At 58.6% G+C, this 16,478-nt stretch carries 15 protein-coding genes; 4 read left to right on the top strand and 11 right to left on the bottom strand.

Going from position 1 to position 16,478, the window contains the following annotated elements; genetic code table 11:
- Positions 1-29: 29 nt before the first annotated feature.
- On the bottom strand, positions 30-1,475 hold the full coding sequence (locus tag KR49_RS08030; RefSeq protein ID WP_043693872.1) for a ClC family H(+)/Cl(-) exchange transporter: 1,446 nt from the start codon (positions 1,473-1,475) through the stop codon (positions 30-32).
- A gap of 14 nt (positions 1,476-1,489) precedes the next feature.
- Positions 1,490-4,072 (bottom strand): bifunctional aconitate hydratase 2/2-methylisocitrate dehydratase, encoded by a 2,583-nt coding sequence (gene acnB, locus KR49_RS08025; RefSeq protein WP_043697134.1) that lies wholly within the window; start codon positions 4,070-4,072, stop codon positions 1,490-1,492.
- Positions 4,073-4,170: 98 nt separating this feature from the next.
- Between acnB and KR49_RS08020 the strand changes: the two genes are divergently transcribed.
- Entirely contained in the window at positions 4,171-5,238 is a 1,068-nt protein-coding gene (locus tag KR49_RS08020; protein ID WP_043693869.1) for a 3-deoxy-7-phosphoheptulonate synthase, read from the top strand.
- A 6-nt stretch (positions 5,239-5,244) separates the two neighbouring features.
- Here the strand turns inward: KR49_RS08020 and KR49_RS08015 are convergent, their stop codons facing one another.
- Together KR49_RS08015 and KR49_RS08010 are read right to left on the bottom strand one after the other, a co-directional pair.
- Positions 5,245-5,697, bottom strand: a complete 453-nt coding sequence (locus KR49_RS08015; protein WP_253912734.1) for a diacylglycerol/polyprenol kinase family protein — start codon at positions 5,695-5,697, stop codon at positions 5,245-5,247.
- Between the two features lie 209 nt (positions 5,698-5,906).
- A complete protein-coding gene (locus KR49_RS08010) occupies positions 5,907-6,569 on the bottom strand; it encodes a hypothetical protein (RefSeq protein ID WP_156957165.1) in 663 nt (220 codons plus the stop codon).
- Between the two features lie 83 nt (positions 6,570-6,652).
- Between KR49_RS08010 and KR49_RS13345 the strand changes: the two genes are divergently transcribed.
- Positions 6,653-7,690: a glycosyltransferase family 2 protein gene (locus KR49_RS13345; protein ID WP_253912866.1), complete on the top strand. Its 1,038-nt coding sequence runs from the start codon at positions 6,653-6,655 to the stop codon at positions 7,688-7,690.
- A gap of 6 nt (positions 7,691-7,696) precedes the next feature.
- Here the strand turns inward: KR49_RS13345 and KR49_RS08000 are convergent, their stop codons facing one another.
- The 3 genes from KR49_RS08000 to KR49_RS07990 all read right to left on the bottom strand — a co-directional run bounded on the left by KR49_RS08000 (position 7,697) and on the right by KR49_RS07990 (position 12,314).
- Positions 7,697-8,683: an RpoD/SigA family RNA polymerase sigma factor gene (locus tag KR49_RS08000; RefSeq protein WP_043693859.1), complete on the bottom strand. Its 987-nt coding sequence runs from the start codon at positions 8,681-8,683 to the stop codon at positions 7,697-7,699.
- A 205-nt stretch (positions 8,684-8,888) separates the two neighbouring features.
- Positions 8,889-11,027, bottom strand: coding sequence for a polyphosphate kinase 1 (gene ppk1, locus KR49_RS07995; protein WP_043697128.1), 2,139 nt, complete (start codon positions 11,025-11,027; stop codon positions 8,889-8,891).
- 45 nt (positions 11,028-11,072) lie between these two features.
- Positions 11,073-12,314 (bottom strand): tetracycline resistance MFS efflux pump, encoded by a 1,242-nt coding sequence (locus KR49_RS07990; protein ID WP_043693856.1) that lies wholly within the window; start codon positions 12,312-12,314, stop codon positions 11,073-11,075.
- Between the two features lie 45 nt (positions 12,315-12,359).
- Here KR49_RS07990 and KR49_RS07985 point away from each other — a divergent pair, with 45 nt between their 5' ends.
- Positions 12,360-12,827 carry a GNAT family N-acetyltransferase gene (locus KR49_RS07985; RefSeq protein ID WP_043693853.1) on the top strand — a complete coding sequence of 156 codons (468 nt, stop codon included), beginning with the start codon at positions 12,360-12,362 and terminating at the stop codon, positions 12,825-12,827.
- Here KR49_RS07985 and KR49_RS07980 read toward each other — a convergent pair.
- On the bottom strand, positions 12,788-13,858 hold the full coding sequence (locus KR49_RS07980) for an anthranilate phosphoribosyltransferase family protein (RefSeq protein WP_043693850.1): 1,071 nt from the start codon (positions 13,856-13,858) through the stop codon (positions 12,788-12,790). The two genes, KR49_RS07985 and KR49_RS07980, sit on opposite strands and share 40 nt — an antisense overlap.
- A gap of 73 nt (positions 13,859-13,931) precedes the next feature.
- Positions 13,932-14,102, bottom strand: coding sequence for a hypothetical protein (locus KR49_RS07975; protein ID WP_043693846.1), 171 nt, complete (start codon positions 14,100-14,102; stop codon positions 13,932-13,934).
- 227 nt (positions 14,103-14,329) lie between these two features.
- Here KR49_RS07975 and cynS point away from each other — a divergent pair, with 227 nt between their 5' ends.
- Complete coding sequence (gene cynS / locus KR49_RS07970) at positions 14,330-14,782, top strand: cyanase (RefSeq protein WP_371257669.1); 453 nt, start codon at positions 14,330-14,332, stop codon at positions 14,780-14,782.
- A gap of 56 nt (positions 14,783-14,838) precedes the next feature.
- Here the strand turns inward: cynS and KR49_RS07965 are convergent, their stop codons facing one another.
- Both KR49_RS07965 and KR49_RS07960 read right to left on the bottom strand, forming a co-directional pair.
- Entirely contained in the window at positions 14,839-15,564 is a 726-nt protein-coding gene (locus KR49_RS07965) for a phage capsid protein (protein WP_043693843.1), read from the bottom strand.
- An 8-nt stretch (positions 15,565-15,572) separates the two neighbouring features.
- Entirely contained in the window at positions 15,573-16,460 is an 888-nt protein-coding gene (locus tag KR49_RS07960; protein WP_043693841.1) for a formate/nitrite transporter family protein, read from the bottom strand.
- Positions 16,461-16,478: the final 18 nt, after the last annotated feature.

Here is a 16,478-nt window from a genome sequence, read left to right as displayed (position 1 = left end):
TGCCCGCTCAAACAGCAGCGTTTCCTGGTTCAGCGTTCGTCTCCAGAGTTGGATGCCGGTCTCGGTGGCGCGGTGAACGGCCGTCGTTGCCGATCCAGGCGGGTCTGCATCCGGTTCTCCGCATCCAGTTCCATGCCCATCTGACGCTCATAGATCGAGCGGTGGTCAAAGAGCCTGGCCACGAGAAAGCTCATCAGGCAGGCCACCATGATCGGCCTGAGGATGAGCAGATCCTTGGTGAGGGCGAAGGCCAGAAACATCGCCGAGATCGGTGTGCGGGAACAGCCCGCCACGAAAGCCCCCATCCCGGCGAACACGTACGTGGTGGGGACATGACCCGTCAGGGCTTCCACGCCGCCACCGCAGGCGAGTCCGATCGCACCACCCAGGGTCAGCATCGGCATGAACAATCCCCCCGGGGCTCCCGAGGCCGCGGCCAGGCCTGTGCTGAAGAACAGCACAACGAAACTGGTGAGCGCCAGCCTCACGTCCGCGGTTCCCTCCCCGATCAGATGGTGCAGTTCCGCAGGGTTGTGGAACGTCTGTGGGAGAGCGGCATAGACCCCGCCCAGCAACAGACCGCTGAGGGACATGCGCAGGATCAGACGACTGCCGAACCAGTTGTTGCCATGGCGCTGCAGGGTCAGCACGTAGCGGCAGTAGAGCTCTGCAAGCAGTCCGATCACAGCACCGAGAGCGATCAGATACAGAAAATCGATCGGCAGAAATTTCAGGAGGGGAGAGAATTCGCGCTCCACCTGAAATCCGACCGTTCCATCCAGTCCTCCAGAGCCTGGACTGAGACCGAGGTACCCCAGAACGTCAGCCCAGGTGTCGGCGGAGAAGGTGGTGATGATCACCAGCAGCAGCACCACCGGCCTGGCCGAGTGAAGCAGTTCCTCGATGGCGTAGATGAAGCCGCCGATGGGTGCGCTGAACACTGCTGCGATCCCGGCCCCACCGCCGGCGGCGACGATGACGCGCCGGAAGGCGACCGGAGCCTTCAACCAACGCGACATCTGCCAGGCCACGGAACCACCCATCTGCACGGCAGGTCCCTCAGGACCGAGTGGGAAGCCGCTGCCGATGGCGATGATGCCGGCGATCAGTTTCACAAGGCCCACCCTCAGGCCCATGGGCACTGACTTGTGGCGAAGAAACCCCATGATGTGAGTGATGCCGGCGCCACCGGCGGCTGGAGCGAAATTGGTCACCAGCCAGCCGGAAACCATGCCGCCGACACCCCCCAGCGCTGGCAGGACCACCCAGGCGGGCAGTTCGTTCAGCAGTTCCAGGCGCCAGTCCCGGAGCAGGTTGATGCCTCCTTTGAACAGCAGTCCTGTGATCGCAGCGCCGAGGCCCGTGAGCGAGAGGGCCAGCACCACCACCAGCCAGCGCCGCTCGAGCAGTGTGCGAATGCTGCGGCTGGAGCCCAGGTGGTGACGTCGCTGTTTCGGTTCGCTCGGGGAAGGCACGTGTTGGGGGTTGTTCAGGCGTTTGCAAGCACTGCTGCTTCCGCATCCGAGCTGACCACCCGTCCCTGATCTGCGAATCCGTCGATCTGGTCGAAGTTCAGGTAGCGGTAGAGCTCACCGGAGAGGGGGTCGATCTTTTCGGCCGCGATCGTGCGGTATTCCTCAGCTGTGGGGATGCGTCCCAGCAGGGCGCATACCGCCGCCAGCTCAGCGCTTCCCAGATACACCTGGGCACCCTTGCCGAGACGGTTGTTGAAGTTGCGGGTGCTGGTGGAGAAGACGGTGGTGTTGTCCTCCACCCGTGCCTGATTGCCCATGCACAGGGAGCATCCGGGCATCTCCATGCGTGAGCCCGCTGCCTCGAAGGTGGCGTAGTAGCCCTCGGCCTTGAGGGTCTCCTCATCCATGCGGGTCGGGGGGCAGACCCAGAGACGGGCCTTGTTGCTGCCGGCGCCTTCCAGCACTTTGGCCGCAGCACGGTAGTGGCCGATGTTGGTCATGCAGGAGCCGATGAACACCTCCTGCACCGGATCACCGGCCACCTCACTGAGCAGCTTCACGTTGTCCGGATCGTTGGGACAGGCCAGCACCGGTTCGGTCAGTTCATCCAGGTTGATGTCCAGCACTTCGGCGTACTCCGCATCGGAATCGGCACTCAGCAGCTGGGGGTTGGCCAGCCAGGCTTCCATCTCCTTGATCCGGCGGGCCAGGGTGCGGGCATCGCTGTAACCGCGGGCGATCATGTTCTTGAGCAACGCCACGTTGCTGCGCAGGTATTCGCTGACCGTCTGCTCGGAGAGCTTGATCGTGCAGCCGGCGCAGGAGCGCTCGGCACTGGCGTCGGTGAGTTCGAACGCCTGCTCGAGCTTGAGGTCGGGGAGACCTTCGATCTCCATGATCCGGCCATTGAACAGGTTCTTTTTGTTGGCCTTCTCCACGGTGAGCAGCCCGCGTTGAATGGCCACCCATGGGATCGCATTCACCACATCCCGCAGGGTGACGCCAGGCTGCAGCGAGCCGCTGAACCGCACCAGCACCGACTCGGGCATGTCCAGAGGCATGGCACCGATGGCCGCGGCGAAGGCCACCAGGCCGGAACCGGCTGGGAAGGAGATGCCCAGGGGGAAGCGGGTGTGGCTGTCGCCACCGGTGCCCACCGTGTCGGGCAGCAGCATCCGGTTGAGCCAGCTGTGGATGATTCCGTCGCCGGGGCGAAGGGCGACGCCGCCGCGCTGAGCGAAGAAGTCGGGCAGATCCTTCTGCGTCTGCAGGTCCACCGGCTTGGGATAGGCGGCGGTATGGCAGAAGCTCTGCATCACCAGGTCGGAGGAGAATCCCAGACAGGCCAGCTCCTTCATCTCGTCCCGGGTCATCGGCCCGGTGGTGTCCTGGGAGCCGACGGTGGTCATCAGTGGTTCGCAGCTGGTACCGGGACGCACGCCGGTGAGACCGCAGGCTTTGCCCACCATCTTCTGGGCCAGGGTGAAGCCCTTTCCGGTGTCCGCTGGTGCACTGGGACGGATGAACAGATCGGAGGGTGCCAGGCCGAGCTTGGCGCGCACTTTGTCGGTGAGGGCGCGGCCGATCATCAGGGGAATGCGGCCGCCTGCACGAACCTCATCGCTGATGGTGCTGGGCTTCAGTTCGAACCGGCTGACCACCGCGCCGTCTTTTTCGATCGTGCCGGCATGGGGACGGATGGTGATCACATCACCGGTGTTCAGGCTTGTGACGTCACATTCGATCGGCAGAGCCCCGGAGTCTTCAGCGGTGTTGAAGAAGATCGGTGCGATCTTGCTTCCGAGGATCACCCCACCCGCCCGTTTGTTGGGCACATGCGGGATGTCATCGCCGGTGTGCCACAGCACGGAGTTGATGGCGCTCTTGCGGGAGCTGCCGGTGCCCACCACATCGCCCACGTAGGCCACGGGGTGACCGTTCTCTTTGAGAGAGGCGATGGTCTTCAGGCCATCGGGGTCCCGAGTCTCCAGCATCGCCAGAGCGTGAAGGGGGATATCAGGGCGTGTGGTGGCGTGGGTGGCCGGGGAGAGGTCGTCGGTGTTGGTTTCTCCCTCCACCTTGAACACCGTCACGGTGATCGTTTCGGCAAGTTCCGGCCTTGAGGTGAACCATTCGGCCGCCGCCCAGCTGTCAACCACCTGCTTGGCGAAGCGGTTGCTGGCTGCCAGTTCCATCACCTCGTTGAAGGCGTCGTACACCAGCAGGGTTCGGCTGAGGCCTTCAGCGGCGCAGCCGGCCAGCTGCTCATCGCTGTGCTGGAGCAGCTCGATCAGGGCCGACACGTTGTAGCCCCCCACCATCGTTCCAAGCAGGCGCGTGGCCTCCAGCGGCGAGACCAGGGGACTGGTGGCCTCCCCCTGGGCCACGGCGCTGAGCCAGGTGGCTTTCACATAGGCCGCCTCGTCCACCCCGGGGGGGATGCGATCCACGAGCAGCTCTCGCAGGGTCGTCTCTTCCCCAGCCGGAGGGTCCTGCAACAGCTCGGTGAGCGCACTGGTCTGTTCAGCCGTCATGGGGAGCGGCGGAACACCCTGGGCTTCGCGTTCAGCGGCAAGCGCGCGGTAGGTGCTCAGCATGCGAAGGGACGAGACGATGCGGAAGTCCATTCTTCATGGAGACGGGTCTGTCCTTCGGTTCAGAGGTGCGTAGCCTTGGACCGGTTTGAAGCTGCTCGATGGCCGCCACCTCCGATCTGCATGTGGTGGAGACGCGTCCGCTGGTGGCACCGGCTCTTCTTCACGCAGAACTGTCGATCGACGCCAGCGCAACCGAGACCGTTGCATCCGCTCGACAACGCATTCAGGCGATTCTGCGGGGGGAGGATCAGCGGCTTCTGGTCATCGTCGGGCCCTGTTCGGTCCATGACGTGGAAGCGGCCCGCGAGTACGCCCGCCGTCTGGCGCCTCTGCGTCAGACCCATGCTGCAGAGCTGGAAGTGGTCATGCGGGTCTACTTCGAGAAGCCGAGAACAACCGTGGGCTGGAAGGGCTTGATCAACGACCCCCACCTCGACGGCTCCTATGACATCAACAGCGGATTGCGTCGGGCCCGCGGGCTGCTGTTGGATCTGGCGCGGGAGGGGATGCCCGCCGCCACCGAACTTCTCGATCCGGTGGTGCCGCAGTACATCGCTGACCTGATCAGCTGGACGGCGATCGGGGCCCGCACCACGGAAAGTCAGACGCACCGTGAAATGGCATCCGGCCTGTCCATGCCGATCGGCTACAAGAACAGCACCGATGGCAGTGCCACCATCGCCATCAATGCGATGCGGGCGGCATCGAAGCCCCATCATTTTCTCGGCATCAACCGGGATGGTCACGCTTCGATCGTGAGCACCACCGGGAATCCAGATGGTCACCTGGTGCTGCGCGGCGGCAACCGCGGCACCAACTATCACCTCGAAGCCGTTCAGGATGCGGCAGCCGAACTGGCGGGTGCCGGACTCTCAGATCGCCTCATGGTGGATTGCAGCCATGGCAACTCCAACAAGGATTTCCGGCGCCAGGGCGAGGTGCTGCAATCGGTTGCCGATCAGGTTCGTGAAGGCTCCTCCAATCTGATGGGCGTCATGATCGAGAGTCATCTGGTTGAGGGAAATCAGAAGCTCTCCGGTGATCTGTCAGAGCTCACTTACGGCCAGAGCATCACGGATGCCTGCATCAGCATCGAGACCACCCAGCAGTTGCTTGGTTGTCTTGCAGAGGCTGTGGCGACTCGCCGCTCAACGGTGATGGTCTGATCGATCTCATCGGATCAGCTGTTGCCAGAGCAGTGCAACGCCGATCGGCACCGAAAGGTTGTCGATCCCCGCGAAGCTGAACTGTTCCAGAACAACGGCACTGCCGCTGATGAGCAGCAGAGTCGGAACTGAAATCGCAGCCTGGGTGCTGAGAGCGAGAACGATCAGGCACAGGCCTGAAGCGAGTGCCATGGTCACTGTGCCTGCAAGGGACTTCGTCTGGCCGAACAACGTCCAGCGAGGGCTGTTCAGTCGACGACCGATCAGGCCGGCACATCCATCGCCGATGCCCATCACAAGAATTCCGGCGGTGACGGCGTCTGCTCGTTCAGGCCAGAGCAGAGCCACCAGAAGTGTGATCGAAAGTCCATAGGCGCTGGTTCCAAAACTTCGTCGACCAATGTCTTCGATGCTCTTGAGCAGTCGCCAACGATGGTTGATCAGAGTGAGCGTTGTCACGACAATTCCACAACTCACAATCAGGATTTTTGATAGTTCAAAAGTCCATGCCATCGGAATGATGGCGGCTGTTCCGATGTGGACAATCTTGCGACTCAGCTCACCATCATTGTCGCCGAGTCGCCTGACCAGGTCAGCGATGCAGAGCAGCGATACGATCCAGCTGCCAATGATCAGCAACTTGAGGATGATGCTTAGTTCTGCAGGGTTCAAGGTTGCTGCGGGTCTGAGTTGGTGCTGGTAGAGGTTGCTTTCTTTTTGGTCTTTCCGACATAAGGAAGATCGTCTCGAGAAATCTGATAATTCAGTTTACGAATGGCATCAATGAATTCTGACTTACTGTCAGCATTGGTGATGTCGAGCCGGATGAGGTTGTTGCGGTCGCTGAAGTATTGGTTCACATCTTTTTCATGCTGGGACCAGCAATCAAGATAGTGCTGCTCCAGCTGTTGATCGCTTATTGAGTTGACATTGAGAAGCTTCTTGAGTGCCTTTTTGTATCGGCGTGTATAGGAGCCAAGTGCCTTGTTTCTGTGGGTAAATTGAGATTTAATCCAATCATCAACCTTGCGGTAATTGTAAATAAAATACGAGCCAGGGTAGTGATAATCCAGCTGGGGAAAAAGGCGGTATCCAAAAAACAATTCACCATCAGAGCTGACATATTCCATATCGCTGAAGACTTGTATATCTTCCAGGCCATGCAGAAGTGGTCTGAACAGGCGAAGGTTGGTGAGCATTGTTCGAGCAATTTTTCCCTTCCGGCAATGCATTGTTGGATACCCGTCCCAGCGGAATAACCGATCAATGCTGCGTGTCGCGATTTTATGATGTCCGATGACAAAAATTTTAGGCGGCTTTTCAGGTAACATGATCAAGCTTTTTGTTATATGTATTTTACCACAATCAATGTCTCTTTGTTTGTGTTAACATAAAAACAATGCTTTTGGTGGCGATGCTCTCTCTCAAGTTGGTTGCCATTGCCAAAGACGAAGCCCCCTATCTCGCGGAATGGATTTTTCACCATCTTTATCTTGGTGTTGATGAAATTGAGATCTATATGAATGGCATTACAGACAATAGTTATCGCATTATTCGCCGAATTTCTGCATCTTCGGATCGCGTTAAATTTGTCCAGGCTGATGAATTGCTGCGGTTATCAATGAAGGCAAAGAAATCTTTTCAAGTAGCCATGTACGATCACGCAATCAAGAATGAAAAGGCATCTCGCAAATTCTCGCACCTTCTGTTTCTGGATATCGACGAGTATCTGATGCCAGCTGAGTTTGGGACGGGTATTCGCAGTTTATTGCGCCAAAATCAAAGAGCAGATGTTGTTTCTTTTCTATGGCATTCGGATCTTCCTTCTTTGCAGCGCCCTTCATTTTCACCTGTTTTGAGCAGATCACTGTGGATGAAGAAAATGTGCCAGATGAAATCGATGTGTCGACTTAATGGTGCTGTTAAGGGCTCTAAAATTCATACTTTTAATGTTTATCAGAAAAAATCACACCAGGCTGATTTCCGATTGAGTGATGGTAGTTCTCCAAAGCTCAACGCTACGCGCAAACGAGTTTCCAGTTCAGATCTTGAGAGGTTGTCGGGTAAATTTGAACCATGGTTTGTTTACCATAGAGTGTTCAGAAGCCATGATGAATATTGCGCTTCTCTCGTGAAAGGGCGCTTGCATCGAAATAATCGTCAGCCCATCAAAGATAATCGTTACGGATATTGCATTGAGGTTGATGGAGAAGATCTGGGACGTTTCCATGGAGATCCGATAGAATACCGAATCAATTGGTGGCATCAAATCTATTATCAGTGGTCGTATTCTTGGTTTGTCAGACGCCTTGGCTTGAAAAAGCTGATCAGTGAAGGTCAGTCATTCACAATGCGTCGCTATCGAATACTTGAAAAGTTGATCGATAGACAACCTGAATTGCAACACCGTTATCGCACACAACTGAGATCCACTCGTTTTGAATTGAGCTGATGGTTGTCAGGCTGCTTGCTGGTGGTTGGTCATGGTTCTCAGTTTGAGAATCGCTTTGGCTTCCAGCTGACGCACTCTTTCCCGGGAAACATTGATCTGTCGACCGATCTCCGCAAGGGTGAGTGGCTCTTCACCACCGAGGCCGAACCTCAGGCGCAGGATCTTCTGTTCGCGCTCATTGAGCTGGGATAGCCAACCGCCCAGATGTTCCTTTTGAATGCTCCGATCCATTCCTTCCATCGGCTCATCACCGTTCGGATCTGCGATCAGTTCGCCAAGGGTGCTGCGATCCTCTTCCCCGCGGGCATGGGCATCGAGAGAGGCGCACGGAGCACTCTGGGAAATGAGATCCTCGAGCTCCCGAGGTTCGATTCCCATGGCGTGAGCCAGCTCCAGACGGTTCGGTTGACGACCGAAGCGATGCGACAGCTCACGGGAGATGCGCCGCATTTTGGAAAGCTTCTCGCTGATGTGAATCGGCAGACGAATGGTGCGGGCACTGTTGTCGATGGCCCGGGTCATTCCCTGACGGATCCACCAGTAGGCGTAGGTGGAAAATTTGTAACCCATGGCCGGATCGAACTTGTCGACCGCGCGCTCCAGGCCGATGGCTCCCTCCTGAACCAGGTCCAGAAGCTCCAGGCCCTGATTCTGGTATTTCTTGGCGACGCTCACGACGAGCCTGAGATTGGCAGCCATCATGCGGTCTCGGGCACGTTTGCCCATTCGGATGCGATGGCGCTGTCGAGCTGTCAGTTCGTCTTCAGCAAGCTCTTGAAGCTGCTTCATGTCCTGGACATGGTGAGCAAGCTCAATTTCCTCGGCTGCAGTCAGCAATGGGATACGCCCGATGCTGCTGAGATAAAAACCGATGGAATCAGTGGCCAGACGACCACCCTGACGCGTAGATGATCGCCGTCCTGCGGACGGCAATGCAGGTTCCTTCCGTTTCGACTTTTCAGTCGTATCGGAAGATTCCAGAGGGATCCCCATCACCCTGGTCTCCTGAAATAGATTTGCGCTGAATTTAGCACTCATACTGCCGATCAACTCCTTCGAATCCGAAGATTTTCAGCAGTCGCCCATCAATCCCCCCTTTTTGTTGATCGGGTTGCAATTTTCCTCAGGTGATGAGGGATGTCTCGTGCAATCCAGTAACACCAGGCACAGTAACTTTGCGCTTCTTCATGTCATCCGATCAAGACAGCTCGATGCCCCGGCTCCACTGCTCGATCAGCTGCAACTGGGAATTACGCTCGTCCTCTCCTTGGTTCGGTCGTCGTTGCACAAAGCTTCCGTCGCTCTGCATGTCCCAGGCCCCTCGGTTGTCTCTCAGATACAGCTCCAGCAGCCGTTCCAGCTTCAGGCGCAGTTCAGGTTCTTCCACCGGTGTCACCGCTTCGACGCGGCGGTCGAGGTTCCGCGACATCCAGTCGGCACTGCCGATGTAGGCCTCCGGCGCGCCACCGTTGGCAAACCAGAAGATGCGTGAGTGCTCGAGAAATTGACCGATGATGCTCACAACGCTGATTGTTTCACTCATTCCTTCGCGACCCGGGTACAAGCTGCACATCCCCCGAATGATCAGTTCGATCGTCACCCCTGCTTGAGAGGCTTCATACAGCAGATTGATGATTTCGGAGTCCACCAAGGAGTTCATCTTGGCTTTGATATGCCCTTGCCGGCCCTCCCGGGAATGTTCGATCTCACGGCGGATCAGCGACTCCATCCCCTTCCTCAGGGTGACCGGTGCCACCAGCAGGCGACGGAAGCTCTGTTGTTTTGAGAATCCTGTCAGGTAGTTGAACAGCTCCACAAGGTCCTGACCGAGCTCGGTTCTGGTTGAGAGAAGACCCAGGTCTGTGTAGAGCTTTGACGTCTTTGAATTGTAATTACCTGTTCCGATATGGACGTAACTACGTAGCTTGTCTTGCTCCTTACGAACAACGAGAACAATCTTTGTATGAGTTTTGAGGCCAAGCACTCCGTAGATGACATGGACTCCGGAACGTTCCAGATGGCGTGCCCACTGGATGTTGTTGTCTTCGTCGAAGCGGGCTTTCAGTTCCACGAGGGCCATCACCTGTTTGCCGTTCTCAGCGGCGCGGATCAGAGCCGCGATGATCGGTGAATCCTTTGAGGTGCGATACAGCGTCATCTTGATCCCCATCACCTGGGGATCGTCGGCTGCCTGGTTGATGAATTCTTCGACGGTGGTGGAGAAGAGTTCGTATGGGTGGTGGAGAAGGATGTCCTGCTGACGCATCACCGCGAAGATGTTCTCGAATTCCTCCGGCTTGATGGCACCCTCCTCGATCAGGTGCTGCTGTGATCTGGCGAGCATTGCCGGGGTCAATCCGGTGTGTGATTTGTTCTTCAGTTGAGGCAGCGGCAGGCTCGTCAGTCCGAACAGATCATCCAGTCCCAGGGGGCCATCGATTCTGTAAAGGTCCTCTTCCTCGACGGCGAGACCGGTGATCAGCATCTCCACCACGTCTTCCGGCATCTCGTTGGGAACCTCAAGCCGCACCACCTCTCCTCCCATGCGGCGTTTGCGCAGCCCCTGCTCCAGAGCCAGCATCAGATCGTCGGCTTCAAGGTCACGCAGTTCGAGGTCGGCATCGCGGGTGACCCGGAAGAAGTAATGCCCTTCAACGGTCATCCCGGGAAACAGCAGCTCCAGGTTGAAGGCGATCACCTGTTCAAGGGGAATCGCCGTGTGAATCGGTGCCGGTTCGGCATCGCTTAGTTCCGATGGGATCGCGACGAATCGGGGCAGATTCTTCTGGGGCACCTTGACCCGCGCGAACTGACGTTCTCCGGTTTCAGGATCGTGGATGATCGCTGCGACGTTCAGGCTGAGGTTGCTGACGAACGGGAAGGGGTGGGCCGGATCCACTCCCAGGGGCGTCAGCAAGGGGAACACCGAGGTATGGAAGGTGTCGTCAACCCAGCTCTTCTGGGCATCGTTCAGCTGGACGTAATCCAGTAGGTGCACCTTGTGTTTGAGCAGCTCGCTCTTCAGATGCAGCCGGTAGTGATCCTGCTGTTGCTGCAGCAGGGGGATCAGGTGTTCGCGGATCGTGAGTAGCTGCTCCAGCGGCGTTTTGCCGTCTTCACTGGGGCTGGTGATGCCTGCCTCCACCTGGGATTTCAGGGAGGCCACCCTCACCATGAAAAATTCGTCGAGATTGTTGCTGAAGATGGCGCTGAACTTGGCCTGATCCAGCAGTGGTGTGCGTTCATCCAGTGCCTGAGCCAGCACACGCTGGTTGAAGGCGATCCAGCTCAGTTCCCGGTTGATGTAGGCATTCTTGGGGAGGACAGCTGCACTCATGGTGGGGTTGTTGGTCGCAACGCGCCGTCCCGCGAAACGTAGCAATCATGAGCTGCTGACACTGTTCTCCTGACGCATCGGCAGAGGACTTCCTGCGACCAGAGCGATCACGATCAGCAGCAGCAGGCCGGCGCCTGCGAAGGGACTGGCAGGGCCGATCAGGTCGTAGCTCAGACCTGCCAGAGGCGGTCCGAGAAAACTGCCGAGGCTCTGCAAGGCCTGGAGACTTCCGAGAGCGGCACCCTGCCCCTCCTCCCCCAGCCGTCTGGACACAAGGCTGCGCAGGCTCGGTGTCACCAGGCCAGTTCCGAAGGCCAGGATGCCGACAGCAAGAAAAATCGTTCCGGGCTGATCCGCCGAACCCAGAGCCGGAATCATCAGACAACCGGCGATCACCAGTCCCAGGCCGAGCAGGGTCAATCGCCATTCTCCAAACCGCTTCACCAGAGGGCCGATCAGGCCTCCCTGTACAACCGTTGCGACGACGCCGACCACCAGAAATGCTGTGGTGGCCAGTTCAGGCCCCCAGTTGAAGCGCTGCTTGAAATACAGAACAAGGATCGCTGTGAAGCCGTTGAAGGCCAGAAAGAACAGGAAGAAGCTGGTGCACAGCCGGCCGACGCTGACCTGGCTCATCACGGTGCCGATCCGCGCGAAGGGGTTCAGGGCACGCCGGTCGGGAAGGGTCCGCCGCGCTTCCAGCGGATGGGTTTCCGGCAGCAGGCTCAGCACCACAGCCAGATTCAGCAGGGCGAAGCCCGTCGCCACCCAGACCGGCAGCGAGACGTTGATGCCTGCCAGGCGACCCCCGAGGAACGGTCCGGCGATGAACCCGAGGCCGAAGGCCACACCGATCAGTCCGAAGGCACGGGCCCGTCGCTCCGGAGGACTGATATCCGCCAGCACGGCGCCTGCTGTGGCTGCGGTTCCCCCGCTGATGCCATCGATGATTCGTGCAGCGAACAGCAGCAGCAGTGGAATGGATGCCCCCTCAGACCAGGGCAGGCTGATCGTGAGTGCGAACAGTCCCAGGCCGACCACCGAACCGGCGACGCAGATGGCGATCACCGGGCGGCGCCCATGGCGGTCGCTGAGTGCACCGATCAGCGGTGTGACGAGAAACTGAGCCAGGGCATAACTGCCGGCCAACAGTCCGAGGGTGCGGCCGTCCGGCGCAAAACGAGCCAGCAGGAACGGCAACAACGGAAACACGATGCTTTCGCTGAGTCGATCGTTCAGCAGCGTCAGAAAGGCGCTCAGCAGGGTGGGAATGCGGAGACGCTGCAAGGGGGCTGTGAGTCGAGGAGACTCACATTCCCACAGGCCAACGGCATGGCCCTGCGACCGATCCACTCCGGCGACCACCAGCTGCTGCGGGAGATCTACGCGGATGCGATCGAAACCCAGGCAGCGCTGCTTTATACCCCTGAGCAGGTGAGGGCCTGGGCTGCTCTGGCCTGGTTGCCGGGCGTCCTGGATCGGACGCTGAGGGAGGGGCACGGCTGGATCAGCGGGACGGATGCCGCGTTCGCCATCCGCGATCCCAGAGATCGCTTGTCGTTGTTGTATTGCCGCGGTCGGGAGGCCCGTCGGGGCCATGGCAGTGCCCTGCTGGCGCAGATTGAGGACGATGCCAGATCGGATGGCCTGGAACGGCTTCGAACGGAGGCGAGCCAGCTGAGCCGACCTCTGTTGGAGCGGCGAGGTTGGCTGGTCCTGGCCTCCGAATCGATCACGATCGGCGGGGTGCCCTTCGAGCGCTACCGGATGGAAAGGTTGCTCCGCCAGCCCTGCAGTTGATCCAGACAGTCCATGGCGTTGCCGTCCTGCAGCGAGGCCTCGGCGCGCGACACCCCTGCATCCAGCGTTTCACTGATCCCTGAGAACCACAGGTAGGCACCGGCATTCCAGCGCACGGCATCCCGGAGGGGGCCGCTGTTTCCAAGGGCGTCCAGGGCCTGGGTCTTCCAGGTGGTTTCGTCGGACCATTCGACATCGGCGTCGTGGCAGCCGTGATCGCGGGGGTGGAGGATCAGGCGTTCCGCCGCACCGTTTCTGACCCGAGCGGTGATGCAGGCCCGGCCGATCGGAAGATCCGTTCCGCCTTCCAGTCCTTTCACCGTGAGCAGATCGGTTTCTCCGGCGAGTTTCAGGGCTTCCCAGGCTCGGCTTTCCGTGGGGGGATGCACGAAGCCGCTCACCAGAAGATGCTCACCCTCATGAGGGGTCCACAGCAGTTCAAGGCTGGCGACGGGGGGGCGTTTTCCCAGCTCCTCTCTGTAACTGATGAGGCTTTCGGCGATCGGGAAGTGATCCGGCTGATGGATCAGTGCAAAACCGTTGCGGTCGAATCCGTCCTGCACAGCTGTGAGGGGTAGACCACCGAGCTCGAGATCGAGGGCTCGGAACAGGTCGATCGCCGTGACGCCGTACTTGATCGGCATGCGGTTGCCGCCCTGCAGAACAACCGGTTGGCCGCAGGCCAGCAGCACCAGCGCTGTGAGCGGGTAGATCGGTGCGGTTCTCGTCCGACCGTCGAACGGCATGCCGAAGCACAGCGGAGACCTCTGATCGGCCTTGCTTCTCACCACCGGGCCATGGATCCGGTAGGTGTCGAGCATGCCGGTCAGTTCCTGAGGCTCTGGCCGTCGGATGCGGTGGGCGATCAGAAAAGCACCGATCTGTGCCGGTGTCGCCTCACCCTCCAGCATGAGGTTGAGAGCGTCAGCGGCCTCCTCACGGCTCATGCCCTTGCTGGTGTGCTCGCCGCTGCCGACCTTGCGCAGGTGTTGCTTGAACCGCTCGCGACCGCTCAACACTGTGCTGGTCACCCGCGGGCAAGTCTCTGACGGCAGTGTTCAGGAGCGCCTGGGCCTTTGGAGGTAGTGGTTGTTACCAATCGATTCAACCCGTGGGTAAGACACTCAATCCATCAAAACTGCCATGGCGTGGATGGCTGGGGTTGTGACGGCCATCCGCGTAGTAGAGGCGTTCCAGAACGAGATTGGTCGCCGGTTGTGTTTGGAGGTGTTGGCTGAGAAACAGAGAGGAGATGGATCGGAACAGTTCACTCATCGCCCTACAAGCATCACTCGACCATTTCACCAGTTTTCAAGGGCTCACGGATGTGACGGATGTTTCGGAATCGAACTCTGTTTTTGGTAGTTATTGCTGCATTTTGGGATCAATGATGACGCAACAGTCAAGCCGCTGCTGAGACATTCCACCTTGGAATGCTGCATTGAAGCAGTGCACTGTTGTTTCTCTTAAGCATGACTGTTTCCGCCATGTCTACTCCGTCGCTGGCCGCGCCCACGCAGGCCACGGTGACGGCCACTCTGATGGCTGCCAAGAAAGCCAAGGGTCTCAGCTTCGCTGATCTCGAGGCGGCCATGGGTCTCGATGAGGTTTGGGTGGCCTCTCTGTTTTATGGACAAGCGACTGCATCGAAAGAAGAGGCTGAGAAGCTGGCAGAACTGCTCTCTCTCGACCCGGCAATGACTGCTGCGATCCAGGAGTTCCCCACCAAGGGAAGTCTCGAACCGGTGATTCCGACTGACCCGCTGATTTATCGCTTTTATGAAATCATGCAGGTTTATGGAATGCCTTTGAAAGATGTGATTCAGGAAAAGTTCGGTGATGGCATCATGAGTGCTATTGATTTCACCTTGGATGTGGAAAAAGTCGAAGATCCCAAGGGTGATCGCGTGGAGATCACCATGTGCGGGAAGTTCCTGCCTTATAAGAAGTGGTGATCAACGGTTGATTGAGGGGGTTTATCGACCAGGGCTCAGCATCGCTGAGCCCTTTTTTATTGCCGGAATTGCTGCTTCAGCTCGCGACTTGCGAGTTCACGACGTTCATCATCTTCAAGGGTCTGGCTTAACTCCATCAAGTGGTGCCGACTCGCCGGAGTGGCGATGCAACCAAGAGCGCGGAAGGCTGCATCTGCTCCAGTGATGGATCCGTATTGGCAGATTTCTGCCAGGCGGGCGCTGATCGATTCACCATCACGGCGCTGAAGAACGCGGATGGCCGCCACCACCACGGGATCTCGAAAATCCCTGATCGCACCGTCGCAGAACGTCAACAGTTCGCTGTCGCTGAGACGGTGTGCCCGAAAGCTCAACAGTTGCAAACCGGCAAGGCGTTGCTGCTGGCCGGGATGGTTCAGGCAACGGCTGATCACCGAGCCTGGAATCTCAGATCCCCAGCATCCCAGTGCCTGAACGACAACCAAGTTGTCATCGTCGTCATCCGATGCGTTGTCCAGCATGGTGAGCAGCCAATCCCGTGCTTGGGTCTGGTGGCAAAGACCAGCTGCCATCACCAGCTCTTTCTGAGCCCCGTGGCTCTGCAGAAGCTGCTCGATCTCCGGCCAGCCACGTTCCGCCAGCATTCCAAGTTTTTCGCAGAGGGCCCAGCGCAGCTCAGCAGAAAGGCTGGGGGAGTACACCCCCCCCAGCCAGTCAGGCTCCAGAGGAGCCCGTCGTGATTGCGCGAGTCGCTCCCAAAGAGCGGCTTCGTCCAAGCTCATCAGTTGATTCAGCGAGCTCCCAGCTCAGCAGCCAGTTCGCGTTCGAGTTTGTCATCGTGCTCTGTGGGAAGCACGTTCTCCATGGTGGTGCGGTGCGTGCTGTAGAAGAGCATGCCGATGAACACCATGCCGCCAACGATGTTTCCGATGGTGACCGGAAGGAAATTCCAGAAGATCACCTTGGTGAATGGCACTCCCGATCCAAGAATCGGACCTGCGGTATGAAGGAACTGGTTCACAACGATGTGCTCCATGCCCATCGATTGGAACGCTGTGATCGGAAGCCAGCAGGCCAGGATTTTGCCGGGGACGCTCTTGCTCACCAGGGCCATGGTGACGCCGAGGCAGACCAGCCAGTTGGCCACGACCCCCCTGAGAAAGGCAAGGAAGAAGCCCATGCTGCCGAGAGCCTCGTATTTCTTTTCGACGTTGATCTGGTTGAGAGCAATGATTTTCTGAGCCACGGCGTCCCAGATCGGTGGTCCGACGTTGTCTGCCGCGCCGTCCATGGTGCCGCTGGTCAGGCTGATGGCCATGATCAGTGCCACAACAGCGGTGCCGATCCAGTTGCCGATCCACACCCAGATCCAGTTGCGGAACGTGGCGGGCCAGGAACTTTTCCCTGCCCATGTCGCCATGGGAAGTAGGGCGAAGTTGCCGGTGACCAGTTCCATTCCGAACAGAACAATGCTGGCGAACCCGAAGGGGAACAACAGAGAGCCGACGAAAGGAAGCTTGGTGAGGATGCCGACTGTGAGAGCAAGGATCACAGCCAGTCCAAGAATGGCTCCGGAGTAGAAGCCACGGATCAGCAGGTTCTTGATGCTGACCGTTGATTTCTTGCCGCCGGCGGCGATCATGCCGTCAACGAGCTCATTGGGAAGGACGTAGTCCATCGAATCAGTGTGGAAGGT

This window comes from Synechococcus sp. KORDI-49, assembly GCF_000737575.1.
Classification (GTDB): domain Bacteria; phylum Cyanobacteriota; class Cyanobacteriia; order PCC-6307; family Cyanobiaceae; genus Parasynechococcus.
This window is presented reverse-complemented; position numbering and strand designations above follow the sequence as displayed.

Bases quoted from the DNA above. Each gene is read 5' to 3' on its own strand.
- acnB (WP_043697134.1), bottom strand. From the start codon at position 4,072: ATGCTGAGCACCTACCGCGCGCTTGCCGCTGAACGCGAAGCCCAGGGT.
- KR49_RS08020 (WP_043693869.1), top strand. From the start codon at position 4,171: ATGGCCGCCACCTCCGATCTGCATGTGGTGGAGACGCGTCCGCTGGTG.
- KR49_RS08010 (WP_156957165.1), bottom strand. From the start codon at position 6,569: ATGTTACCTGAAAAGCCGCCTAAAATTTTTGTCATCGGACATCATAAA.
- KR49_RS13345 (WP_253912866.1), top strand. From the start codon at position 6,653: ATGCTCTCTCTCAAGTTGGTTGCCATTGCCAAAGACGAAGCCCCCTAT.
- KR49_RS08000 (WP_043693859.1), bottom strand. From the start codon at position 8,683: ATGGGGATCCCTCTGGAATCTTCCGATACGACTGAAAAGTCGAAACGG.
- ppk1 (WP_043697128.1), bottom strand. From the start codon at position 11,027: ATGAGTGCAGCTGTCCTCCCCAAGAATGCCTACATCAACCGGGAACTG.
- KR49_RS07985 (WP_043693853.1), top strand. From the start codon at position 12,360: ATGGCCCTGCGACCGATCCACTCCGGCGACCACCAGCTGCTGCGGGAG.
- KR49_RS07975 (WP_043693846.1), bottom strand. From the start codon at position 14,102: ATGAGTGAACTGTTCCGATCCATCTCCTCTCTGTTTCTCAGCCAACAC.
- KR49_RS07965 (WP_043693843.1), bottom strand. From the start codon at position 15,564: ATGAGCTTGGACGAAGCCGCTCTTTGGGAGCGACTCGCGCAATCACGA.
- KR49_RS07960 (WP_043693841.1), bottom strand. From the start codon at position 16,460: ATGGACTACGTCCTTCCCAATGAGCTCGTTGACGGCATGATCGCCGCC.